Annotated in this window: 17 protein-coding genes and 1 riboswitch; of the genes, 5 read left to right on the top strand and 12 right to left on the bottom strand. The window is 69.4% G+C overall.

The features are described from left to right. Positions 1–19: 19 nt before the first annotated feature. Positions 20–1,069: a pentapeptide repeat-containing protein gene (locus AB0B96_RS07040; protein WP_362896987.1), complete on the bottom strand. Its 1,050-nt coding sequence runs from the start codon at positions 1,067–1,069 to the stop codon at positions 20–22. A 163-nt stretch (positions 1,070–1,232) separates the two neighbouring features. Here AB0B96_RS07040 and AB0B96_RS07035 point away from each other — a divergent pair, with 163 nt between their 5' ends. Together AB0B96_RS07035 and trxA are read left to right on the top strand one after the other, a co-directional pair. Further along, positions 1,233–3,614, top strand: coding sequence for an ExeM/NucH family extracellular endonuclease (locus AB0B96_RS07035; protein ID WP_362896986.1), 2,382 nt, complete (start codon positions 1,233–1,235; stop codon positions 3,612–3,614). 306 nt (positions 3,615–3,920) lie between these two features. Further along, positions 3,921–4,292: a thioredoxin gene (gene trxA, locus AB0B96_RS07030; protein ID WP_344748620.1), complete on the top strand. Its 372-nt coding sequence runs from the start codon at positions 3,921–3,923 to the stop codon at positions 4,290–4,292. A 93-nt stretch (positions 4,293–4,385) separates the two neighbouring features. On the opposite strand, the gene AB0B96_RS07025 is transcribed toward trxA, so the two are convergent. Next, complete coding sequence (locus AB0B96_RS07025; protein ID WP_362896985.1) at positions 4,386–5,717, bottom strand: class II 3-deoxy-7-phosphoheptulonate synthase; 1,332 nt, start codon at positions 5,715–5,717, stop codon at positions 4,386–4,388. 65 nt (positions 5,718–5,782) lie between these two features. Continuing rightward, positions 5,783–7,000 carry an FAD-dependent oxidoreductase gene (locus AB0B96_RS07020; protein WP_362896984.1) on the bottom strand — a complete coding sequence of 406 codons (1,218 nt, stop codon included), beginning with the start codon at positions 6,998–7,000 and terminating at the stop codon, positions 5,783–5,785. A 201-nt stretch (positions 7,001–7,201) separates the two neighbouring features. On the opposite strand from AB0B96_RS07020, the gene AB0B96_RS07015 reads away from it, so the two are divergent. Beyond that, the gene (locus AB0B96_RS07015; protein WP_362896983.1) at positions 7,202–7,633 is read left to right on the top strand and encodes a YkvA family protein; all 432 of its coding nucleotides are present in this window, start codon (positions 7,202–7,204) and stop codon (positions 7,631–7,633) included. Positions 7,634–7,746: 113 nt separating this feature from the next. Here AB0B96_RS07015 and AB0B96_RS07010 read toward each other — a convergent pair whose 3' ends face one another. The 7 genes from AB0B96_RS07010 to AB0B96_RS06980 all read right to left on the bottom strand — a co-directional run bounded on the left by AB0B96_RS07010 (position 7,747) and on the right by AB0B96_RS06980 (position 15,762). Further along, positions 7,747–8,748, bottom strand: a complete 1,002-nt coding sequence (locus tag AB0B96_RS07010; RefSeq protein WP_362896982.1) for a phosphotransferase — start codon at positions 8,746–8,748, stop codon at positions 7,747–7,749. 115 nt (positions 8,749–8,863) lie between these two features. Continuing rightward, positions 8,864–9,871, bottom strand: a complete 1,008-nt coding sequence (locus tag AB0B96_RS07005; protein ID WP_350943623.1) for a LacI family DNA-binding transcriptional regulator — start codon at positions 9,869–9,871, stop codon at positions 8,864–8,866. 34 nt (positions 9,872–9,905) lie between these two features. Then, positions 9,906–11,291, bottom strand: coding sequence for a GH1 family beta-glucosidase (locus tag AB0B96_RS07000; RefSeq protein ID WP_362897159.1), 1,386 nt, complete (start codon positions 11,289–11,291; stop codon positions 9,906–9,908). Between the two features lie 35 nt (positions 11,292–11,326). Beyond that, positions 11,327–12,151: a carbohydrate ABC transporter permease gene (locus AB0B96_RS06995; protein WP_350944235.1), complete on the bottom strand. Its 825-nt coding sequence runs from the start codon at positions 12,149–12,151 to the stop codon at positions 11,327–11,329. A gap of 74 nt (positions 12,152–12,225) precedes the next feature. Next, positions 12,226–13,203, bottom strand: coding sequence for a sugar ABC transporter permease (locus AB0B96_RS06990; protein ID WP_350943621.1), 978 nt, complete (start codon positions 13,201–13,203; stop codon positions 12,226–12,228). Positions 13,204–13,286: 83 nt separating this feature from the next. Then, positions 13,287–14,636 carry an extracellular solute-binding protein gene (locus AB0B96_RS06985; RefSeq protein ID WP_350943619.1) on the bottom strand — a complete coding sequence of 450 codons (1,350 nt, stop codon included), beginning with the start codon at positions 14,634–14,636 and terminating at the stop codon, positions 13,287–13,289. A 430-nt stretch (positions 14,637–15,066) separates the two neighbouring features. Continuing rightward, positions 15,067–15,762, bottom strand: a complete 696-nt coding sequence (locus AB0B96_RS06980) for a CHAP domain-containing protein (protein ID WP_362896981.1) — start codon at positions 15,760–15,762, stop codon at positions 15,067–15,069. A gap of 18 nt (positions 15,763–15,780) precedes the next feature. Further along, a riboswitch (cyclic di-AMP (ydaO/yuaA leader) is annotated at positions 15,781–15,919 on the bottom strand. Between the two features lie 728 nt (positions 15,920–16,647). Here AB0B96_RS06980 and AB0B96_RS06975 point away from each other — a divergent pair. Both AB0B96_RS06975 and AB0B96_RS06970 read left to right on the top strand, forming a co-directional pair. Further along, positions 16,648–17,688, top strand: coding sequence for a hypothetical protein (locus AB0B96_RS06975; RefSeq protein ID WP_362896980.1), 1,041 nt, complete (start codon positions 16,648–16,650; stop codon positions 17,686–17,688). 91 nt (positions 17,689–17,779) lie between these two features. Next, the gene (locus tag AB0B96_RS06970; protein ID WP_362896979.1) at positions 17,780–18,988 is read left to right on the top strand and encodes a DUF6716 putative glycosyltransferase; all 1,209 of its coding nucleotides are present in this window, start codon (positions 17,780–17,782) and stop codon (positions 18,986–18,988) included. 90 nt (positions 18,989–19,078) lie between these two features. Here the strand turns inward: AB0B96_RS06970 and AB0B96_RS06965 are convergent, their stop codons facing one another. Together AB0B96_RS06965 and AB0B96_RS06960 are read right to left on the bottom strand one after the other, a co-directional pair. Continuing rightward, the gene (locus tag AB0B96_RS06965) at positions 19,079–20,401 is read right to left on the bottom strand and encodes a polysialyltransferase family glycosyltransferase (protein ID WP_362896978.1); all 1,323 of its coding nucleotides are present in this window, start codon (positions 20,399–20,401) and stop codon (positions 19,079–19,081) included. Beyond that, positions 20,401–21,333 carry a glycosyltransferase family 2 protein gene (locus AB0B96_RS06960; protein ID WP_362896977.1) on the bottom strand — a complete coding sequence of 311 codons (933 nt, stop codon included), beginning with the start codon at positions 21,331–21,333 and terminating at the stop codon, positions 20,401–20,403. The genes AB0B96_RS06965 and AB0B96_RS06960 overlap by 1 nt, the downstream gene beginning before the upstream one ends. Between the last annotated feature and the right edge of the window lie 164 nt (positions 21,334–21,497).

Here is a 21,497-nt window from a genome sequence, read left to right as displayed (position 1 = left end):
CCGGCCGCGCGAAAAGCTCTCACCCGTGGTCGGGGGAGCGCCACAGGGACCACCAGCGCGTCCCGCGCGGGACGACGGCGAGCGCGCAGCCGCTCATCCTGAGTCCTTCCGGATGGCGGATGCCGGTGAAGAGGCAGGTGCTGAGATCCAGGTCGGCGAGTTCCAGCTCCTCGGCGTCCACCTCGTGCAGCGAGGTCACCCTGGCGCCGTCCCGGCCCCGCACCGTGGCGGGGCCGCGCAGGGTCGCCCCCTCCAGGTCGGCCTCGGCGTCGTCGAGCCGGACGTTCAACCGCCCGCCCACCTCCAGGCGCCGCAGGTCCACCGAGCACCCGCCCGTGGTCACGTCGAGCCCCTTGCCCGCCCACGCCCCGGCGAGGGTGAGGTGGCGGCCGACCGAGATCGGGGCCAGGTAGCCGCCCGCGGAGAAACGCGCGCCGTCGAACCCGGCCAGCCCGCCGAAGCTCGTCTTGCGGAAGGACACCGTACGGCGGAACCTGCATCCTCGCAGGGTCGCATCACCCGCGAAGCCGGTGCCGTCGAAGGTGACGAAGCCATGGAAGTCGGCGCACTCGAAGGACGCGGTCCGGTCGAAGAGGGCGGCCCCGAACAGGGCGTCACCGTCGATGGAGACCCGGTCGAAGGCCGCGTGCCCGGTGACGGCGACGCCGTGCAGGGACAACCCCCGGTCGAACCTCGCCTCCCTGAAGGAGGCGTTGCGTGCGAAACGGGCGTTGAAGAACGAGGCGAGACGCCGGAAGTGCGCGTGGTCGAAGGAGACGTCCCCGCCGAACGTGATGTCGCCGAACCGTACGCTCTCGGGAAAGGTCGCCCAGTCGAACCGGGCCCGGCCCAGGCGCCCTCGGGTGGCGGTGAGGATCCGTTCCAGCAGATCCCTGCCGACGACGGTGGCCCGCAGGTCGACGGCGGAACCGGGGGAGAGGCCGCGGGCGACCTCGTCGAGCTCGGCGGTGTCCAGATGTGCCAGGCACCGCCCGTACGGTTGCCGCGCGGATCCGGCACACTCGGGGGAGGCGGCGCAGGTGACCCAACCCACGTCCAGAGTTCTCATAATTCCAGTGATACCCGTCAACGCCGGGACAAGCGACTTCTAGGTCAAGGAAAGCCATATCTGACCGGGTCGGATAGACATGAAGTGTCAATATTCGGGATTTCACTATCTATCCACTTATATGTGAGTGATAAGCAATGCATGGAGCCTTACGCTCCGGTTCATGCGTGCTTCAACCCGGGCGTTCGCCGCCCTCGTGGCCGTCGGCCTCGCCACCACCGGCGTCGCGGCCCTCGCCTCATCCCCGGCCCTGGCGGAACCGGGCACCGTCGTCATCAGCCAGGTCTACGGCGGTGGCGGCAACGCCGGAGCGCCGCTCGCCAACGACTACGTCGAGCTGTTCAACCGCAGCGCCGCGCCCGTCGCCCTGGACGGCTGGTCCGTCCAGTACGCGAGCGCCACCGGTACGGGCAACTTCGGCGCCAACCCGGTCGTCCCTCTGGCGGGCACCCTCGCGCCCGGCCAGTACCACCTGGTCCAGCTGGCCGGAGGCGCCAACGGCTCCCCGCTGCCCGCCGCGGACACCACAGGAACGATCAACCTGAGCGGCACCGCGGGCAAGGTGGCCCTGGTCCGCTCGGCCACGGGTCTGGCGTGCAACGGCGGCTCCGCTCCCTGCGCACCGGAGCAGACGGCACTCATCGCCGACCTGATCGGGTACGGCGGCGCCAACTACTTCGAGGGCACCGCCGCCCCCGCCCTCGCGGTCGCCCTGGCGGGCCTGCGCAAGGACCACGGCTGCGCCGACAGCGACGTCAACGGTGACGACGTGGAGACAGGGGACCCGGCGCCGCGCAACCGGGCGACCACCCCCGCGCCCTGCGGTGACGTCGAGCCGACCCCCACCCCCACGCCGACCCCGACGGTGGAGCCCACGCCGACCCCCACCCCGACGCCCACGCCGACGGGGGAGCCGTGCGAGATTCCGGTCACCCACCAGATCGCCCAGGTGCAGGGGAGCGGTGACGTCAGCCCGCTGGCGGGCCAGACCGTCCGCGTCGAGGGCGTCGTGACCGCCGACCTCCAGAAGAGCACGCAGCTCAGCGGCTTCTTCCTGCAGGACCCGACCCCCGACTCCGACCCGGCCACCTCCGAGGGGCTGTTCGCCTTCGCCCGCGACACCTTCAAGGACGTCAAGGTCGGCGACCGTGTCCTGGTCACCGGCAGGGTCATCGAGTTCAACGGCTGGACCGAGCTGTCGCCGGTCACCGCGGTGGACGTCTGTGGAAAGGGCACCATCACCCCGCTCAAGCAGAAGCTGCCGCTCGCCGAGGGCGCGACCTTCGAGCCCGTCGAGAGCATGCTCGTCGCCTTCCCCGAGCTGCTCACCGTCAACGACCACTACAACCTGGGCCGCTACGGCGAGGTCACCGTCGCCTCCGGGGGGCGGGTGTTCCAGCCGACCGACCGGGCGGGAGTGGACGCCGCCAAGAACGCGCGGCGCACCCTGCTGCTGGACGACGGCTCCACGGTGGAGAACCCGGCGACGATCCCCTACACCGACCCGCGCACCGTTCGTCTTGGTGACACCGCGCTCGGCGTCACCGGTGTGATGGGGTACGGCTTCGGCAAGTACCGCCTCCAGCCGACCAAGCAGGTCAACTTCCTGCGGACCAACCCGCGCCTGCCCGCGCCGTTCCCGGTCATCGGCAACGTCAAGGTGGCCAGCCTCAACACGCTCAACTGGTTCACCACCCTCGGCTCGCGCGGTGCGAGCAACGCCCCTGAGCAGCAGCGCCAGCTGGCCAAGCTCGTCGCCGCGCTGAAGGGCATGAACGCCGACGTCGTCGGTCTCATGGAGGTCCAGAACAACGGCCAGACCGCGGTGCAGGCCCTGGTCGACGCGCTCAACGCCGAGGTCGGCGCCGGCACCTACGCGGCGATCACCCACCCCTATCCCGGCACCGACCTGATCCACGTGACCGCCATCTACAAGCCGGGCAGGGTCGAGCCGGTGGGGGCCGCGCGCTCCTCCACCGACCCGGTCTTCCGCAGGCCTCCGCTGATCCAGACCTTCCGCAGGGTCCAGGGCGGCCAGTCCTTCACCGTGCTGGTCAACCACTTCAAGTCCAAGGGCTGCGACGCGCAGGCGGTGGGTCCCGACGCCGACCAGGGTGACGGGCAGAGCTGCTACAACGGCGAGCGCGTCCGCCAGGCGCAGGCGACGCTGGGCCTGATCGACAGCCTGAAGCTGACCAACCCGCTCGTCCTCGGCGACCTCAACGCCTACGGCGAGGAGGACCCGATCGACACCCTGGAGGCGGCGGGCCTGACCAGCGTGACCAAGAGGTTCGTCCCGGCGCCGCTGCGCTACAGCTACCTCTTCGACGGACTGGTCGGCGAGCTGGACCACGCCCTGGTCGGCAAGGACCTGCTCAAGCGCGTGACCAGCGCGACGATCTGGCACATCAACGCCGACGAGAGCCGGATCCTCGACTACAACACCGAGTTCAACCCGCCGAGCCTCTACCAGCCCGACGCGTTCCGCTCCTCCGACCACGACCCCGTGATCATCGGACTGACGCTGACCGGTGGAAAGCACTGATCGCGACCACGGCACATTGACGCGAGACCTCCGCGGGGCCGCCCCGCGGAGGTCTCGCCGTATGACCCGGCCAGGCCAGGCCCGGCCCGGCCGGTGAGGGGCGTGGGACCGACCCCCGCCCTCGGCCCCCGGTTCCGACTCCGGGGAAAAGGAGAGATCCGGTGCGACGCGCGACGCCGGGCGGGAGGCGTGCGGGCCGTGCGGGCCGTGCGAGGAGCATGCCCGGCGGGATGGCGGGATGGAATGCGCGGGGAGGGGAAGTGGTTATGCCAGCCATACAGACGTGAACGACAGAAGGAGCCACCGGTGGCCACCATCGAGGTAACCGAGAAGAACTTCAACGACATCGCCGACGAGGGGATCGTCCTGCTGGACTTCTGGGCGGCCTGGTGCGGACCGTGCCGCACCTTCGGGCCGATTTTCGAGAAGTCGTCGGCGAAGCACACCGACATCAAGTTCGGCAAGATCGACACTGAGGCCGAGCAGGCGCTCGCACAGGGGTTCGAGATCACCTCGATTCCGACGATCATGGCCATTCGCGATGGCATCGTCGTCTTCGCCCAGCCGGGCGCGCTGCCCGAGCCCGCCCTTGAGGACCTCATCGGCCAGGTTCGCGCGCTCGACATGGACGCGATCCGCGCCGAGCTCGCCAACGAGCTGGGCGCGCAGAAGGGCTGATGCCCGGCTCCCGATCACGTGAAAAGCCCCGCGCCACCGGAGGAAGACCGATGGCGCGGGGCTTTCGCGTGATGGCAGAACCTGCCGGTGAGATCAGACCGAACGGTAGAGCTCGGCCACCCGGAAGGCGAGGTCGAGTGACTGGCCGCGGTTGAGACGCGGGTCACAGGCCGTCTCGTAGCGCCTGGCGAGGTCGTTCTCGACGATCTCGGCGCCGCCGCCCACGCACTCGGTGACGTCGTCGCCGGTGAACTCGATGTGGACGCCGCCCGGGTGGGTGCCGAGCGCGCGGTGCACCTCGAAGAAGCCCGCCACCTCGTTCAGGACGTCGTCCAGGCGGCGGGTCTTGTGACCGCTGGGTGCCTCGAAGGTGTTGCCGTGCATGGGGTCGCAGATCCACGCCACCTGGGCGCCGCTCGCGGTCACCTTCTCCACCAGCTCGGGGAGGTGCTCGCGGATCTTCGACGCGCCCATCCGGGTGATGAAGGTGAGCCGTCCGGCCTCGTTGTCGGGGTTGAGCTTCTCGATCAGCGCGAGGGCGTCCTCGGAGCTGGTCGTCGGGCCGAGCTTGACGCCGATCGGGTTGCGGATGCTGGCGAAGAACTCCAGGTGGGCGCCGTCGAGCTGGCGGGTGCGCTCGCCGATCCAGACCATGTGCGCCGAGACGTCGTACGGCCGGCCGGTCCGCGAGTCGATCCGGGTGAGCGCCTGATCGTAGTCGAGGATCAGCGCCTCGTGCGAGGAGTAGAACTCGACGGTGTGGAACTCCTCGGGCTCCGCCCCGCAGGCGCGCATGAAGGCGAGCGCCTGGTCGATCTCGCGGGCGAGCTGCTCGTAGCGCTTGCCGGCCGGGGACTCGATCACGAAGTCCTGGTTCCAGGCGTGCACCTGGCGCAGGTCGGCGTAACCGCCCTTGGTGAAGGCGCGGACCAGGTTGAGCGTCACCGCCGAGGAGTGGTAGGCCCGCAGCAGCCGCCACGGGTCGGGAACGCGGGACTCGGCGGTGAACTCGAAGCCGTTGACCATGTCGCCCCGGTATGCGGGCAGCTCGACACCGTCGCGGATCTCGGTGTTCTTCGAGCGCGGCTTGGCGAACTGCCCGGCCATCCGGCCGATCTTCACCACGGGGACCTTCGCCGCGTAGGTCAGCACGATGGCCATCTGGAGCAGCGTCTTGAGCTTGTTGCGCACGTCGTCGGCGGTGGCGCCGGCGAAGGTCTCGGCGCAGTCTCCGCCCTGGAGGACGAAGGCCTCTCCCCGCGCCACCGCCGCGAGGTCGGCTTTGAGGTTGTCGCACTCGCCCGCGAAGACGAGGGGCGGGAGGCTCTTCAGCTCGGTGACGACCTTCTCCAGCTCGCCACGGTCGGGCCACTCGGGCTGCTGTGCCGCGGGCAGCCGCCGCCAGGATTCGAGGTTGATGCTCACGACATACCAGGCTATTGCAACCGGGTGTCGGAACAGACCCGATCGTCCACGTAGTGAGAAGGACTTTATACCTGGTGAGATTCCTCGGGGCTGGAAACATGCTCCTGGAGGACGCCAAATCCGACAAAACGCCTGGCCAGCGAGCCGATGAGCGGAAGGCGGGAGATGTCGCGCGGTAGCCGCACCGGCCGGCCGCGCTCGCTCAGCGTCGGGCGGATGAGCCGGCTCTGGACGACGCGCTGGGCGAACTGAGTGATCATGGTGGGCGGGGTGCGCCGCCGCTGGATCTTGGCGAGCAGGGATTCGGGAATCTCGGCCCCGGAGGCGAGCGGCCCGGCCAGCAGGTTCGCGGCGGCGACCGCGTCCTGTACGGCCAGATTGATGCCGACGCCGAAGATCGGCGACATGGCGTGCGCGGCGTCGCCGATGACCAGCAGGCCGGGGCGGTGCCAGCGGCGCAGCCGGTTGAGCGCGACCGAGAGCACGCTGACCTCCCCGAAGTCCCGCAGCCGTCCGGCCCGGTCGTCGAGGAAGGGCAGGAGCCTGGCGACCGGCCCGCGCAGCGCCTCGATCCCCTCCGAGCGCAGGGTTTCGAAGCCGCCCTTGGGGATCAGGTAGGCGAGCTGCCAGTAGGTCTCGCGGTTGATCGACACCATCATGTGGCCGTTGGACACCCGCAGGAACGTCTCGTCGGGGTCGGAGGGCTCGCGCGGCAGCCGGAACCAGACCACGTCCATGGGGGCGCTGTGCTCGACGGGGACGAGGCCTGCGGCCCGGCGTACGTCGGAGTGGCGGCCGTCGGCGGCCACGGTGAGGGTCGCGCGCAGTTCGTGCTCGCCCGAGGGGTCTCGGTAGCGGACCCCGCGCACCGCGTCACCCTCGCGGATCACCCCGTACACCTCGGCCTTCATGATGAGGCGGAAGTTCGGATAGCGCTCGGCGGCGGTGGTCAGCAGGTCGAGGAAGTCCCACTGCGGCACGAAGGCGATGTACTGATATCTGCCTTTGAGCCGCCTCAGGTCGGCGACCGGCACCGTGGCGTCGTCGGTGCGGATCTCCATCGTGTACGCCTTGCGGTGCGGAAGCCGGTGGAACTCCTCGGCCAGCCCCAGCTCGTCGAGGATCTGCAGGGTCGAGGGGTGGATGGTGTCACCCCTGAAGTCCCGCAGGAAGTCTTCGTGTTTCTCCAGGAGCGTCACCTCGACGCCGGCCCTGGCCAGCAGCAGCGCCAGCATCACCCCCGCCGGGCCGCCCCCGGCGATCACGCATGTGTTTCTCCGCATAATTCATCACCTAGTGAAATTCTGACACAGGATCCGGGAGAAGGAAACAGGTTCGGGGGCGACAGTGGTGAAGCAGGGCTCTCCGCCTCGGCCCGTCTTCCCGGCACGCGTATCCTGATCTCCGGTTCGGCCATATCCGTCATATCCGCCTCTCTGCCCCGGAGCCGTCGGCGCGAAGGCGTTCGCGGGCGGCGAGAACCGGTGAGAGCGAGGAAGGTGAGCAAGGTGGCCGAGGTCTGGCAGGTGGCCGCGGCGATCGCGGGGGGCATGCTGTTGCTCTGGCTCGTGCTCGCCGTCTTCCTGGTGATGGCGCGCCCCAGGGGCGGCGCCCTGGGGGAGGCGTTGCGCCTGCTGCCCGACCTGCTCCGCCTGGTCGCCAGGCTCGCGCGCGACGACGGCCTGCCTCGCGGGGTACGGGTCCGGCTGTGGCTGCTGCTGGGCTACCTGGCACTGCCCATCGACCTGATCCCCGACTTCATCCCGGTGCTCGGCTACGCCGACGACGCGATCGTCGTCGCCTTCGTCCTGCGGTCGGTCGTCAGGCGTGCGGGCCCGGACGCGCTGGCAGGACACTGGCCCGGTACGCCCGAAGGGCTCGCCGTCGTACGACGCCTCGTCGGAGGGCCCGGATGATCGCGAGTCGCCGCCCGTCCGTGCCTTCCCGTGTCCGTCCGTGCCTTTCCATGCCCTCCGTGCCTTCCCGTGTCGGCGGCGACGAGCGGTTCAGGTCACCCGAGTGACGCGGGTCACGGCGCCGCCGAGAGCTTGTCGAGGGCTTCGAGCACGTCGGCGGCGCAGCGGTCGCGCAGGGGGGCGTACTCCTTCTCCGGATACCGGCGGGGGCCGTTCTCGATCAGGATCATCAGCGCCAGGTAGAGACGGTAGAGGACCATCCGGGTACGGGCGGGGCCGGTGAACTCCACGACGCCGCCCGCGTCGCGGTATCCGGCGACGATCGGATCGGACTCCTCCAGCTCGCCGAAGATCGTCGGGACGACGAAGTCGGCGAGCGGGTCACCCCAGAAGGCCCGCTCGTGGTCGATGATCGCCTGGATGCGCGGTGTCTCGTCGCGGGTCAGGAAGACGTTGCCCGACCCCAGGTCGAAGTGGACGAGGCAGGGGGTCACGACCTCCTCCAACGCGCTCGCACCCGCCTCGATCGCCGCCGCGATCTCGGACACCGGCCTCGGCAGCGGGGTGGCGTAGCGGCCCGCGTCGGCCAGGATCGCATCGGTCATCACCAGGAACGCCTCCCGCCACGTGCTCCCGGTCAGGCCCGCGTACGGATAGCCGTAGACGTCGCCGGTGATCGCGTGCAGCCTGGCCAGGTGGCCGCCGAGCTCTCTGCGCAGGGCCCGCCGGTCGGCCTCCGCCGGTTTCGCCCGGCTCCAGGGCACCCCGTCGAGGACGGACAGGACCAGGTAGTCGCCGCCCAGCACCGGATCGTCGAACCCGGCGCGCAGCAGCTCGGGGACCGGAATCCCCGCTTGAGCGGCCAGGCCGTAGACCGTGGCCTCGGTACGCAACAGGTTGCGCTCGTAGCGCAGCTGCTCCAGCTCGGGCGGCGGTGCCAGTTTCATGACCACCTCCCGCCCGTCCAGCAGGGTGAGCCGCCACACGGCGTTGGCGAAGCCGCCGGTGAGCTCGGTGGCGGACTCGGTGCCGGAGGAGAGGCCGACCCCCAGGGCCCGCCGCGCCAGCGCGTCGAGCTGGGCGAGCGTGAGCGGGCGTTTCGTCCTGCTGTCCATTGTCCTACCTCGTCCTACCTCGTCCTGCCTCGGCGCGGCTGGGGAACGGTGGTACGGCCTGAACACGGCGCGCCGGGCAGGGGAGGAAGGTTGGCGCCGACCCTTGAAGGGCAGGTCAGGCGGAGTCGCGCTCGATCAGGTGGGTGTCCAGTATGACCACCGGCTGCTCCAGCTGCTCGCCGTTGATGCGGGCGACGAGCAGATGGGCCATCTGCCGGCCCATCGACTCGGTGGGCTGGTGCACGGTGGTCAGAGCGGGTGAGGAGTGCGCCCCCGCGGGGGAGTCGTCGAAGCCGATCACCGCCACGTCACCGGGAATCGACTTCCCCGCCTCGCGCAGCACACGCATCGCACCCAGCGCCATCGGGTCGGAGGCGGTGAAGACGGCGTCGAGGTCCTGGTGTTCGGCGAGCAGCCTGTGCATCGCCGCCATGCCGCTCTCCTCGCTGAAGTCGCCGTACGTCACCATCTCGCTCACGCCGGTCGCGATCAGCGCGTCGCGGTAGCCCGCGAGCCGGTCGACGCCCACGCCCATGTCCTGGGTGCCCGCGATGGTGGCGATCCGGCGGCGGCCCTTGCTCAGCAGGTATTTGACCGCCTGCCTGGCCCCGGCCCGGTTGTCGACGTCGACGTAGCTGTAGGGGGTGAGGCCGACCGGCCGACCGCCGATGACGGTCGGCACGCCCATCGCCTCCAGCCGCCCCGGCAGCGGGTCGGCGCCGTGCAGGGAGATCAGCAGCACCCCGTCGACGTGCTGCCCGGTCAGATAGTGCTCCAGCCGCTCGTGCTCCTGCGCCGACTGCGCCATCGCGAGGATCAGTTGCAGGCCGGTCTCCGACAGGGCCGAGCCGATGCCGCGGATGGTCCCGGCGAAGTACGGCTCGTCGAAGACCCTCAGCTCCGACTCCGAGACGACCAGTGCCACGGTGTCGGTGCGCCGGGTGACCAGCGCGCGGGCCGCCCGGTTGGGCACGTAACCCAGCTCCTGGATCGCCCGCAGCACGGCGTCGCGAGCCCTCTCGCTCACCTTCGGCGAGCCGTTGATGACCCGCGACACCGTGCCCCGGCCGACACCTGCCAGGGCCGCGACCGCCTCAAGCGTCGGACGACGGTCGCCGTTCATGTGATTGTGCCCCCAGTGATGAATTTCCCGGCCCCTATTCTGCCGGACCGCTCAGGCCTCCACGCCTGATGGTCCCGGCATACCAGAGAGCGCTCTCTTTGGGAACTCTAATCTGGGTTTCATAATCGACGTGTACCAGCCCGAACCGCTTGCCGTACCCCCACGCCCACTCGAAGTTGTCCATCAGCGACCAGGCGAAGTAGCCCTCCAGCGGGATCCCGGCCTCGATGGCGGCGTGGCAGGTGCGCAGGTGGGCGTCGAAGTAGTCGACTCGGTCGCGGTCGTGGACGACCCCGTCGGGGCCCACGACGTCGTCGAAGGCCGCACCGTTCTCGGAGATGACCAGCGGGACGCGCGGGTACTCGGCGGCCAGCCGGTGCAGGATCTCCAGCAGTCCCGCCTGGTCGATCTCCCAGCCCATGGCCGTCACGGGGCGCCCGCCCTCGACGAACGACACGTGCTCGCTGCCCACCCAGGGCGACCCGCTGTCGGTGGGTGCCGCCGCGGCCGACGCGGCGCCGCCGGGGGTTCCCGAGACGGTGAAGCGGCTGTAGTAGTTGATCAGCAGCTTGTCCAGCGGCGTCGAGATGATCTCCATGTCGCCGTCGTGGACGAGCCCTTCGGGCCGGCCGAGGTCCACCAGGACGTCGTCGGGGTACTCGCCCTTGAGCAGGGCGTCCAGGAAGAAACGGTTCTGCAGCCCGTCGATGCGGCGGGCGGCGTCCTGGTCGGCCTCCGAGGAGGTCTGGGGCGAGATCGCGTACAGGTTGACGCAGCCGCCGATCATGCTTTCCGGCCGCTGGGCACGGATCGCCTGCGCGGCCAGGCCGTGCGCGAGCAGGAGGTGGTGGGCGGCGTACACCGCCTTTTCCGGCTCACGCCGCCCGGGGGCGTGCTCTCCCGAGGCGTACCCGAGGTACGCCGAGCACCAGGGCTCGTTGACCGTGCTCCAGTTGCGGACCCGGTCGCTCAGCGCGTCGTGCACGGCCATCGCGTAGTCGGCGAAGCGCTTCGACGTGTCCCGTGCCGGCCAGCCGCCCGCGTCTTCCAGGGGCTGGGGCAGGTCCCAGTGGTAGAGCGTCACCCACGGGTCGACGCCCCGGGAGAGGAGCTCGTCGACCAGACGGCTGTAGAAGTCGATGCCCGCGGGGTTGACGGCCCCGCGCCCCTCGGGCTGGATCCGGGGCCAGGAGACGGAGAACCGATACGCGCTGAGGCCGAGTTCGGCCATCATCCGCACGTCGTCCCGGTAGCGGTTGTAATGGTCGATGGCGATGTCGGCGTGCTCGCCGTTCACCACCTTTCCCGGCTGCTTGACGAAGGTGTCCCAGATGGAGCGGCCTCGGCCGCCCTCCGAGACAGCGCCCTCGATCTGGTAGGCGGAGGTGGCCGCACCCCAGACGAAGTTCGTCGGAAACATTAGATCCGGGCTCTTGATCCGCGTCTCTTGCGTGGTCACGCCTTGACCGCACCTTCCATGAGTCCGCCGACGATCTGGCGGCCGAACGCGATGAAAACGATGAACAGCGGCAGGACCGATGCCGCGGTGCCGGTGAACAGCATCACGTAGTCGGTTCCGTGGGCCTGGTTGAGCGCCGCGATCGAGGTCTGGACCACCGGGTTGTCCGGGTTCAGCACGATCAACGGCCACATGAACTCGTTCCAGGTCTGCATGAAGACCAGGAGCGTGAGCACCGCCATTCCCGGCCGGAGCGCCGGGAGGATGACGTTGAGATAGATGCGCATGGTGGAGGCGCCGTCGACACGGGCCGCCTCGACCAGTTCGTCCGGCACCGCCTGGGTGGCGTACTGGGTCATCATGAAGACCCCGAAGCCGTTGACCAGGAAGGGCAGGATCACCGCCTTCAGCTGACCGGTCCAGCCGAGCGTGACCATGAGCTCGTACAGTGGCACGACGCCCATCTGCTGGAGCGGGACCATCATCGTCACCAGGATCAGGCCCAGCAGGATCTTGCTGCCCCTGAAGCGCAGCTTCGCGAAGGCGAAGCCGGCGAGGGTGGAGATCAGCACGACCGAGACCGTCACGGTGACCGAGACGATGGCCGAGTTGATCAGGCCGGTCATGAAGTAGGCGTCCTCGGTGGACAGCAGTCGCGCGATGTTCTCACCGAGGTGGCCGCCGGGGAACAGCGGCGGGGGTACGTCGATGGCCTCCTCGTTGGTCCGGGTGGCCATGATGAACATGTAGTAGATGGGGAACGCCGACAGCACGAGGGCGAAGGCCAGGACGACCTTCGTCAGCGGGCCCGCGTCCCAGATGCGGTTTCGCGCGGCCGACTGGCCCGAGGGGCGTCGGGAGTGCTGCGCGGGGGGCCGCCGGAGCTGGGTGGCCGTCACTTGGAACCCCCGATACGGCGGGTGAAGGAGTAGTTGATGAGTGTCCCGATGAGGATCAGTGCGAACAGCAGCCACGAGGCCGCGGCGGCGTAGCCGAAGTCGAAGTCGCGGAACGCCTCCTTGACGATGAACATCGCCACGGTCTGGTACTGGCCGGTGGCGCCACCGCTCATCGTCGGGTTGCCGTCGAACATGACCGGCTCGGTGAACAGCGTCAGGCCGCCGATGGTGGAGATGAAGACGACGAAGATGATCGTCGGGCGGAGCATCGGGATGGTGATCTGCCAGAACTGCCGCCTGGGCGTGGCGCCGTCGATGGCGGCGGCCTCGTAGAGGTCCTTGGGGATGGTCTGCATGGCGGCGAGCAGGATGATCGAGTTGTAGCCGGTCCAGCGCCAGTCGATCATCGTGGAGATCGCGATCCACGCGGACCACTTCTCGTTCTGCCAGTTGATCGCGTCGACCCCGAAGAAGCTCAGGAACCAGTTGATCATGCCGTAGTCGCGCCCGTAGAGCTGGGTGAAGACGACGGCGACGGCGACGACGGAGGTGATCAGCGGCAGCAGTACGCCGAGGCGGAAGAAGAGCCGTCCCCGGATGCGCTTGTTGAGCGCGTTGGCCAGCAGGAGGGCCAGGACGAGCTGCGGGATCGTCGACATGACGAACATGCCGAGGGTGTTGATCACCGCGTTCCAGAAGGCCTCGTCGGTGATCAGCTCGATGTAGTTGTCGAGGCCGACGAGAGTCTTGTCTCCGGCGAGCTCCCAGTCGTGCAGGGAGACCCAGAGGGTGTAGCCGAGGGGGAAGACGCCGAAGACGGCGAAAAGCAGGAAGTACGGGGATACGAGGAAGTAGGGGGTCGCCCGGAGGTCGAAGCGAGACCACCCACCGCCCTGCTTCGGTCCGCGGCGCCCGCCGGACCGGCGGGGGCCGGGCCGTGGCGGCGCGGCCGGGGAGTCGACGTGCAGTGTCATCGGTCAGAGCCTTTCAGCGGGGGCAGGCGACCGGCCCGGCTGCGGGATCGCCACAGCCGGGCCGATGCGGGGCGGTACGGGGATCAGCCCGCTGCCTTGACGCCGGCCTCAAGGAACTTGGTCCAGGCCTGGTCGTAGGGGACCGAACCCTGGTCCATGCCCTCGAGGACCTTCTCCACCGCGGTCTTGACCTGGGCGTGCTTCTCGCCGAGGAAGACGGGCAGCAGGTCCTTGACCGAGGCACCGAAGATCTGGCCGGTCGGCGCGTCGTTGAAGAACGGGTTCTTCAGGTCGGCGACCGCCGGGTCCTGCTGGGCGGGGATGGAGCTCGGGAAGGCCGCGGCCTCCTGGAAGGCCATGACGTGGCCCTCCTTGCCGGTGAGGTAGTTCAGAACCTCGGCGGCCTCCTTGGGGTGCTTGCTCTGCTTGGGAACCGCGAGGTAGGAGCCACCCCAGTTGCCCGCGCCGCCGGGCACGGCCGCGACGTCCCACTTGCCCTTGTTGTCGTCACCGGCCGCACCGGAGACCACGCCGAGCATCCAGGCAGGGCAGCCCATGGTCGCGAAGGCGCCCTTCTTGATCGCGGCGTTCCACGGCGGGGTGAACGAGGCGAGCTTGGCGGTCAGACCGGCCTCGCTGAAGTCCTTCACCGTGTCGAAGGAGGTCTTGATGGCCGGGTTGCTCTCGATGATGAGCTGGTTGTTCTTGTCGAAGTAGGCGACGTTGCCGTTCTTCGGCGCCTCCTGCGACAGGATCACGTTGTAGAGCGTGTTCGGGCCGTCGAGGAACTTGGGATCGGTCTTGCCGGGGTTGGCGGCCTTGAACTTCTCACCGATCGCCTTGAAGGCGTTCCAGTCCGGCCAGAGCTTGCCGACCTCCTCGCGGTCGGTGGGCAGGCCCGCCTTCTCGAACAGGTCCTTGCGGTAGCACATGGTCATGCCACCGATGTCGGTGCCCAGGGCGAAGAGCTTGTTGTCGGCGTTGATGCCGTTGTCCCACTTCGCTGCGGGGAAGTCGGCCTTACGGCTGTCCAGCCCGTACTCGGCGAGGTCGGTGAAGAACTGCGGGCGGGCCTTCATGAGACCCATCGCGCCCTCGTCCAGGGCGATGATGTCGGCCGCGCCGCTGCCCGCCTGCAGGCGCTGGAGCAGTTGCGGAAGATAGACGTCCTCGAAACGGTCGGTCAGGTTCTGGTACTTGACCTGGATGTTCGGGTTCGCCGCGTTCCACGTCTCCACGGCCTTGTCGTAGCCGAAGTTCTCACCGCCACCGAAGGTGTGCACGGTGATGGTTACCGGCTCGGCCGGGGCGGAGGAACCGCCCTCCGCGGCGGGTGCCGCCGGCTCGCTGGAGCTACATGACGTGATGGCCAGGGCGGTGGCCGCCATGACCGCGACGGCGGCGAGCTTGCCGTGTCGCTTGTTGTTCAACATTCCGGACCCCTCTCAGGTGGTCGCCCGAACTTCATTGGGAGGCGACATCGCGGACCGGTCCCCGACAAACGCGGTCGTCGCGACGAGATCGTTCCTCAATGTGCTTTTGGGAGCGCTCCCACGAAGAGTGGACGATGGGCAACCAGGACGTCAATATGCCGAAACTCAACCGTTACATCCAGCCGCTTTAGGTGGGACTTTTGGTGTGAAAAGTCGACATACCTCCCACAAGGGTGATTGGGAGCGCTCCCATCTCACGGGCATACCAGTTGGGGCATTTCGTGGCCGTGCGGGGCTCGCGGAGGGGAGAGAGAGGGGCGGGCGGGGTGGAATATGGAATATCGTCAGGGGCACCGCTCGAACGAGCGGTGCCCCTGGGAGTGTGATGACCGGTCCGCGTTCACCGGCGGGGGGCCGGGGCGGCCGGAGGTCAGTCCGAGTAGACCGGGTAGCCGTAACCGACGACCTGGGAGACGGGCCTGACGCGCTCCTCGACGGCGCCGTTGCCGGTGTTGCCCTCGATCGTGGTGATCGTGCCGTTCCCGTTGTCCTTCTTCACGAAGCCGACGTGGTCGATGCCCTCGATGCTCTTGCCGCCGGCCCAGTCGAAGTAGACGACGGCGCCGGGAGTGGGGGCGGTGCCCCAGTGTCCGTTGTTCTTGAACCACTTGGCGTGGGCGACGGTGTAGGCGTCCCAGCCCATCGTGGGGCGGATGCCGGCCGTCTCGCCGACCCAGGAGACGAACATCGCGCACCAGGGGGCGTTGGCGTACTCGTACACGCTCTTGCCGCCGTCGCGGGCCATGGTCTCCTTGGCGCGAGGGCTCGAAACGTACCAGGACTGGAACTTGGTTCCACCACCCTGGGCGTTCTCGCGGACACCGATCTGCTTGGAAGCGATGTCCAGGATCTGTGCGGCGGAGACCTTGGGAAGGCCCTCGGCGATGACCTGCAGGGAGGTCTTCGCGGCCCCGGCGTCCTGCGCGCGGGTGTCGGCGGGCGGTGCGTTCACGACGCCGTGGCCGTCGGCCAGAGCCGCGCCGGTGGTGCCCGTCGCGAGGACGGCGCAGGCGCCCAGGACGGCGCAGACGGCGCGGGGGGTGGAGGTGAGGCGATGCTTGGTCATGCGGGGGTTCGACTCCTTGCTTCGCTTCCATACCGCCTACCGGGTTAGCTGACGGGTTCGGGCTGGGAAGTGCCCTACGACGCATGAGTGCGTTGATTCACCCCAGGAACGTGGTTCCCCGGTTCCGCAGACTTCGCGGATTCGGCGGCCGTGCTCACCGACGGCGGAAGGTTCCGCCGGGTGGAGCGCGGTCGGGCAATGTGACGGCAATGCACAGATCTGTATAGACCTAGACAATTGCCATGAACAGGACGAACGTACGACAACCCGGCAGACGATTACAAGTGGGACACATTGCTCTGACTTGGTAATACGTCCCAAATGAAGGGGTACGGCGGGGTGCCGCCTGGCGAGGGAGGGGGGAGTCGATCACGCCCCTCCGGCGCCGGGCGCACCTTCCTCCGGGGGTGGAGGGGCGTCCGGGATCCCCCGCGTTCACGGCGATCCGGGTTTTCCCGACCCGCCCGAGAGGTGTCGGCCAGGGTGTGCTACCGCGCGTGGGGAGCCCTTCCGCCGAAGATCATATAATCACCATTTTTTAGAACAAGTATTCGATGGTAAAAAGTATGCGGATGGTAGGAGTTCTCCCATGGAAGTGCCGGAGAGCGCACACGGGGCCCGGCGGCTCACGACCATGCCCGAGGAGGTTCTCGCGGCCTCCAGGTGATCGGGGTCCACGGCCGGCGCCTCCCCGCCCGGCCCGCGACGATGAATCGTCGTGGCCCCGCCGACGCCGGCCCGCCCGACGGACATCCGGTCGTATCCGATCTCGGACGGTGGCGGCGGAGAGGTAAAGACCAGAGAGATCATCTGCAATCTCGCGTGGTCGGTTGTTCACCCGCAGTTCCCTGCTCCTTAAGGCCACCGGGTTAGGTTGTGCCAGTCGTGAACGGGTCATCGCCCGGCGTGGAGGACGGTCGAGACCACGCGCGGGAGCAGGATTCGACCATCGCCTGGGTGGAGTCCCCGCTGCAGATGCTCTGCGCGGTGGAGGCCCACCATGCCGGGCTGCTCGGCGCCCGCAGCCATCTCGTCCCCCGGGCGAAACTCCGCCCGCTGGCCGTGACAGGCCGCGAACTCGGCCGCCTCACCCTGCCGAGAGGGCTTGAGCTCACCCCGGCGCGCCCGGACATGCCCCGGCCGCGCCGGGGGGAGACCTGGGCGGTGGGCGACGCCTTCTCCGGCAAGGTCCAGTTCCGCTGGCTCACCGCGTCCCCCGGCCGGATCGTGATCGTCGACGACGGGCTCGCCACCATCAGGCTCCTGGAACTGCTCACCGGCAGGACGGGAACGCCCCTGCTGAGGGCGAGGGGGAAGGCGGGGAGGCTCAGGACCGTCCTCGCCACGGCGGCCGGGCTCAGGCTGCGCGCCGCCGCCCGCGCGGGGCGGTTGTCGATCTTCACCGCGCTGCCGGTGCCCTCCGACCTGGCGAAGGCCGTACGTGCCAGGGGAGTCGAGCTGGTCACCCACGACTTCGCCTGGTTGCGGTCCCAGCCGCTGCGAAGGCCCCGCCCCGCCGAGCGCACCGTCGTCCTCGGCACCTCGCTGGTCCGCAACGGCCTGATCCACCGCGAACGCTACTTCGGCTGGCTGGCCGGGCTCGGATCGGCCGAGCCGGTGGCCTACTTCCCGCACCGCCGCGAGGACCCCGGCGACCTGGCCCGGGTCGGGGAGCAGCCGGGAATCACCGTCTACGACGGCGGGATCCCCGCCGAGATGACCCTGCGCGGCCTGGCCGCCGAGCAGCGGGTGCTGAGCCTGCCGTCCACCGCGGTCACCTCCCTGCGGGTCCTGCTCTCGGCCCGGGGGGTCGCCGTGGAGACGGTGGACGTTCCCGACGAGTGGTGGACGGCCGAGGCGGCGCCGTCACTGCGCTCCCACCTGTCGAGGTTCGCCCATCACGACACGGGAGTCACCGGGTCATGACCCGACGGCCGAGGCCGGGCGGGCTCGCCGCTCGCGCCACGCACACCGTGCCCGTACACGAAACCGGGGAATTCCCCGCCGGAGGTTTTCTTTGAAGGTCCTGGCCGTGGCCGACTCCGACTCCTACCTGAAGTGGGCGGCCTGCCTGCTGCGGGACCTGCCCGCAGGCTGTGAGTCGGAACTGGTGGTCGTCCGCACCCCCATCACCCCTTCGCCGGCGCAGATCCACGCCGCCGTGGCGGGCTCGGCGGCAGACCCGCCGGTGCTGTCGGCCCGCGCGCTGCGCCGGGCCGCCGAACGATTCAGACCCGACGTGGTGCTCGTCGCCTGTACGGGACCGGTGGTGGACGTGCTGACCGCAGACGTGCTGACCGGGCTGCGGCCCCGGCCGGTGTTCGTCTCGGGGCTGCCGGGCATCTCCGTCCCCGCCACCGAGAAGGCGTGGCTGTTCCGCAGCGGATGCGACCTGTTCGTGCTGCACAGCGGCCGGGAGGTCGAGGAGTTCTCCGAGATCGGCGCCAGACTGGGCGGGGGCGGCCAGATCGGGCTGGCCAGGTTGCCGTTCCTGCGCGGTGACGCGGAGATCGCCGCCACCGGGCCGCGCGACCGGGTGGTGTTCGCCACCCAGGCCAAGGTGCCCAAACGCAGGGAGGAGCGCGAACGCGTCCTGCTCGCCCTGGCCGAGCTGGCCGGAAGGCGGCCCGACCTGGACGTCGTCGTCAAGCTTCGGGCCCTGGACACCGAGCGTCAGACCCACAACGAGCGCTACCACTACCAGCGCCTGTGGCAGTCGCTCGCCGAGGAGGGCCGGGTGCGCGCCGAGGCCGTGCGCTTCGCGGTGGGGCCCATGCACGAGCACCTGGCCCACGCGGTGGGCTTCGTCACCGTCAGCTCGACCGCCGCGCTGGAGGCGATCGCCCAGAAGGTACCGCTCCTGGTGCTGTCGGACTTCGGGGTCGGCGCCGAGATGATCAATCTGGTCTTCGAGGACAGCGGCCTGCTCGGCACCCTCGACGACCTCTCCGCCGGGCGCTTCCTGCACCCGGACGACGCCTGGTGCAAGGTCAACTACTTCCACCCCGGTGGCGAGAGCGACTGGGTGTCGCGGATGGTCTCTCTGGTGGGAAAGGCTCGCTCCGGCCGCCTCGCCCCGGCGATGTCCCTGCTCGAAGGTCCCGAGTACGCCACCGCCCGCCGCCGCGCCCGCATGCGCGTGGAGGTGCCGCCGAACATGCTGCGCGTCGGCTACCGCGCCAAGCGCCGGATGCGCCGCTACCTCAAGGGGTTCGGCCGACTCTAGAGCACCGGTCGGGGTAAGGGCCGGGCGATGTCCGGCCACCGGGTAAAACCGCGGTTCGCAACGGATCGGCCTGGCCGCGTCCCATGTCGATCAACGCTCCTGCGCGGTTACCCGACCGTCTCCCTGGGGGAGCGCCTTCGACAGGCGGTCGCGGAGCCTGCCCAGCGGGCTTCGCTCCCTGGGGGCGGCGGCCGGGGGAGCGGTGATCAGATCCAGGGCGCCGAGACGCTGGCGCTTGAAGTAGCGGGCGGTGCCGTGCGCCTCCAGGTAGGCGGTGGCGCTCTCGCGAAGCCCCGGATACACCTCGGCCCGCATGCAGTAGCCGACCGCGCTCACCAGGGCGGGAAGATCCACCGGCGGCGGTTCCTCCAGCGAGCCGTCCGCCGACAGGCGCGGCAGCAGGGCGTCGGCGATGGTGGCCGGGATCCGGTTGCTGTTCTCGTACGGGGTGAGCCGCTCCAGGACCGATTCGACGCCCGACGTCGCCACCGGGAGCCCGAAGTACCGGCTCGCGGTGATCAGGGCGGTGGAGAAACAGCCGACCACGAGCTCGGGCCTCAGCCCGGCGAAGCACGACTCGGCGGGTACGGTCTCCGCCACCACGTCGAGCTCGACGCCCAGCTCGGCGCCCGTCTCGCGCAGCCGCTGGGCATGCCTGCGCCCGGCGGCCGGGTGGGGCTTGAACAGCACACCGCGAAATCCCCGGGCGACGAGGCCGCACAGCATGTCGGCGTGCAGTCGCGCCTCCTCCTCGGGGGTGATGATGCCGAGGGCGGACAGGTACTGTCCGAGAATCATCGCCCGACCCGAACGCGCGTCCCCGGTCTCCCCGCCGACCTTCCCGATCACGTCGAGGAAGGCCCGGCAGGGAAGGGACTCGGCGGGAACCCCGTACTCCGACAGCAGCAACGGCGTGAGGCCGGGCACCAGGTCGAGGTGGAGCAGGCGCGTGATCCGCCCGGAGATCTCCGACGGCAGCGGGTCGCGGGTCGGGCCGTAGCTCATCAGGCCGTCGGAGTAGACCGTGATCGGACAGTCCCTGACCAGCCCTCCCAGGGTCCTGGCCGGGGGAACCGCGACGGACTCCAGGATCAGCTCGGCGGGACCGTCACCCAGTGCCAGACGCGAGGCGACCAGGCGGCTCAGCATCGGCACCTCGACGACGCGGGCCCTCCAGTCCGAGGGATGCAGCGGGGCGATGATCTCGTTCCACGAGTGGAGTTCGTCGAAGCGCGGGCGCAGCGCGGCAAAACCGGCCGCCTCGTCCAGGGGCGGGGTGATCTCCGGGATGGCCGCGTTGTTGGACACCAGCAGGATCCGGCGCCCTTCGCGGGGACCGAAGCGGCCGTCGTCGATCGCCGCCGCCAGCGTCATCGCGCCGAACAGGGTCGAGGCGTAGAACAGCTGCGTCATCACTCCTCCAGGAGTCTCTGCAGGATCTGGTCGCGTTCCGGGTCCAGACGGATCTCGGCGAGCAGATCCGGGGGGAAGCGTCTCAGAGCCGCGGCGCCGCGCTCCTCGAAGCGGGCGCGCAGCTCGGGGGAGAACCGCTCGCCCGTCTCCAGGTGGTGGGCGAGGAGCGCGAGGAACATCCGCACCGCCTTGGGGGTGAACTCCTCCTCCAGGCCCTCGAAGACCAGGTCGAAGGCGTCGAAGAAGTGCAGCTGCCTCGCGTCGCCGATCCGTGTCAGCGAGCCCGCCACCATCCGCCGGTAGAACAGCCCGGCCAGCGACACCACCGCGAAGGAACCCGCCTCACGGTGCAGCCGCCAGATCCACGGCCTGTCCTCGGCGGTGTGCAGGTGCCCCGGGAAGGTCAGCAACTCGCCGAGGTCGCGGCGGTAGATGCCCGCCCACGCGTACGGGTAGTCGACCATGGTCTTCGACTCGGCGGGCAGGATGTGGTCGCGCGGCTTCACCACCACCTCCCGGGTGGCGAGCGGCGCCCGGTGAATCGTCCGTTTCCTGCCCTCCACCTGGACGTGGTCGACCCGGACGAAGTCGCAGCCGAGCCGCTCGATCGCCCCGACCAGGCTCTCCAGGTATCCGGGCGCGAGCCAGTCGTCGCCATCCATGAAGGTCAGATAGCGGCCGGAGGCCAGGGAGACCCCGAGGTTGCGCGCGTCGGCCAGCCCGACCGGCGCCTCGTTGCGCAGCACGACCAGCCCCGGCAGGTCGTCGCGGAAGTCCTCGATGATCTGCCCGGTCGCGTCCGCGGAGCCGTCGTCCACCACGATGAACTCGAAGTCCCTGCGCGCGTTCCTGGTCAGCGAGGTCAGCGCGTCACCGATGTAGCCCTCCGCGTCCCGCACCGGAACCACCACCGACAACTTGATCAACTCCACCCTCCCATCCCCACCTCATATCGACCCCTTCACCTCCCTCCCCACGGGACCACCCCCATGACGCCCCCGACGGGACTACCCGTGAGGCCGCGCCGGCGACTGGACTGAGGAGAGGGAGGTCGTGAGGAACGAGCGACCTCCCTCGACGAGGGAAGGAGCCGGAC

The organism is Streptosporangium sp. NPDC049046 (assembly GCF_040649155.1).
In the GTDB taxonomy this organism is placed as follows: Bacteria; Actinomycetota; Actinomycetes; order Streptosporangiales; family Streptosporangiaceae; genus Streptosporangium.
Note: the sequence above shows the minus strand (reverse complement) of the source record. Positions and strands in the feature narration are given on the sequence as shown.

Excerpts from the sequence above, each read along its gene's own strand:
- AB0B96_RS07040 (WP_362896987.1), bottom strand. The coding sequence starts at position 1,069 with ATGAGAACTCTGGACGTGGGTTGGGTCACCTGCGCCGCCTCCCCCGAG.
- AB0B96_RS07035 (WP_362896986.1), top strand. The coding sequence starts at position 1,233 with ATGCGTGCTTCAACCCGGGCGTTCGCCGCCCTCGTGGCCGTCGGCCTC.
- AB0B96_RS07020 (WP_362896984.1), bottom strand. The coding sequence starts at position 7,000 with ATGCGGAGAAACACATGCGTGATCGCCGGGGGCGGCCCGGCGGGGGTG.
- AB0B96_RS07010 (WP_362896982.1), bottom strand. The coding sequence starts at position 8,748 with ATGGACAGCAGGACGAAACGCCCGCTCACGCTCGCCCAGCTCGACGCG.
- AB0B96_RS07005 (WP_350943623.1), bottom strand. The coding sequence starts at position 9,871 with ATGAACGGCGACCGTCGTCCGACGCTTGAGGCGGTCGCGGCCCTGGCA.
- AB0B96_RS07000 (WP_362897159.1), bottom strand. The coding sequence starts at position 11,291 with ATGTTTCCGACGAACTTCGTCTGGGGTGCGGCCACCTCCGCCTACCAG.
- AB0B96_RS06990 (WP_350943621.1), bottom strand. The coding sequence starts at position 13,203 with ATGACACTGCACGTCGACTCCCCGGCCGCGCCGCCACGGCCCGGCCCC.
- AB0B96_RS06985 (WP_350943619.1), bottom strand. The coding sequence starts at position 14,636 with ATGTTGAACAACAAGCGACACGGCAAGCTCGCCGCCGTCGCGGTCATG.
- AB0B96_RS06980 (WP_362896981.1), bottom strand. The coding sequence starts at position 15,762 with ATGACCAAGCATCGCCTCACCTCCACCCCCCGCGCCGTCTGCGCCGTC.
- AB0B96_RS06965 (WP_362896978.1), bottom strand. The coding sequence starts at position 20,401 with ATGACGCAGCTGTTCTACGCCTCGACCCTGTTCGGCGCGATGACGCTG.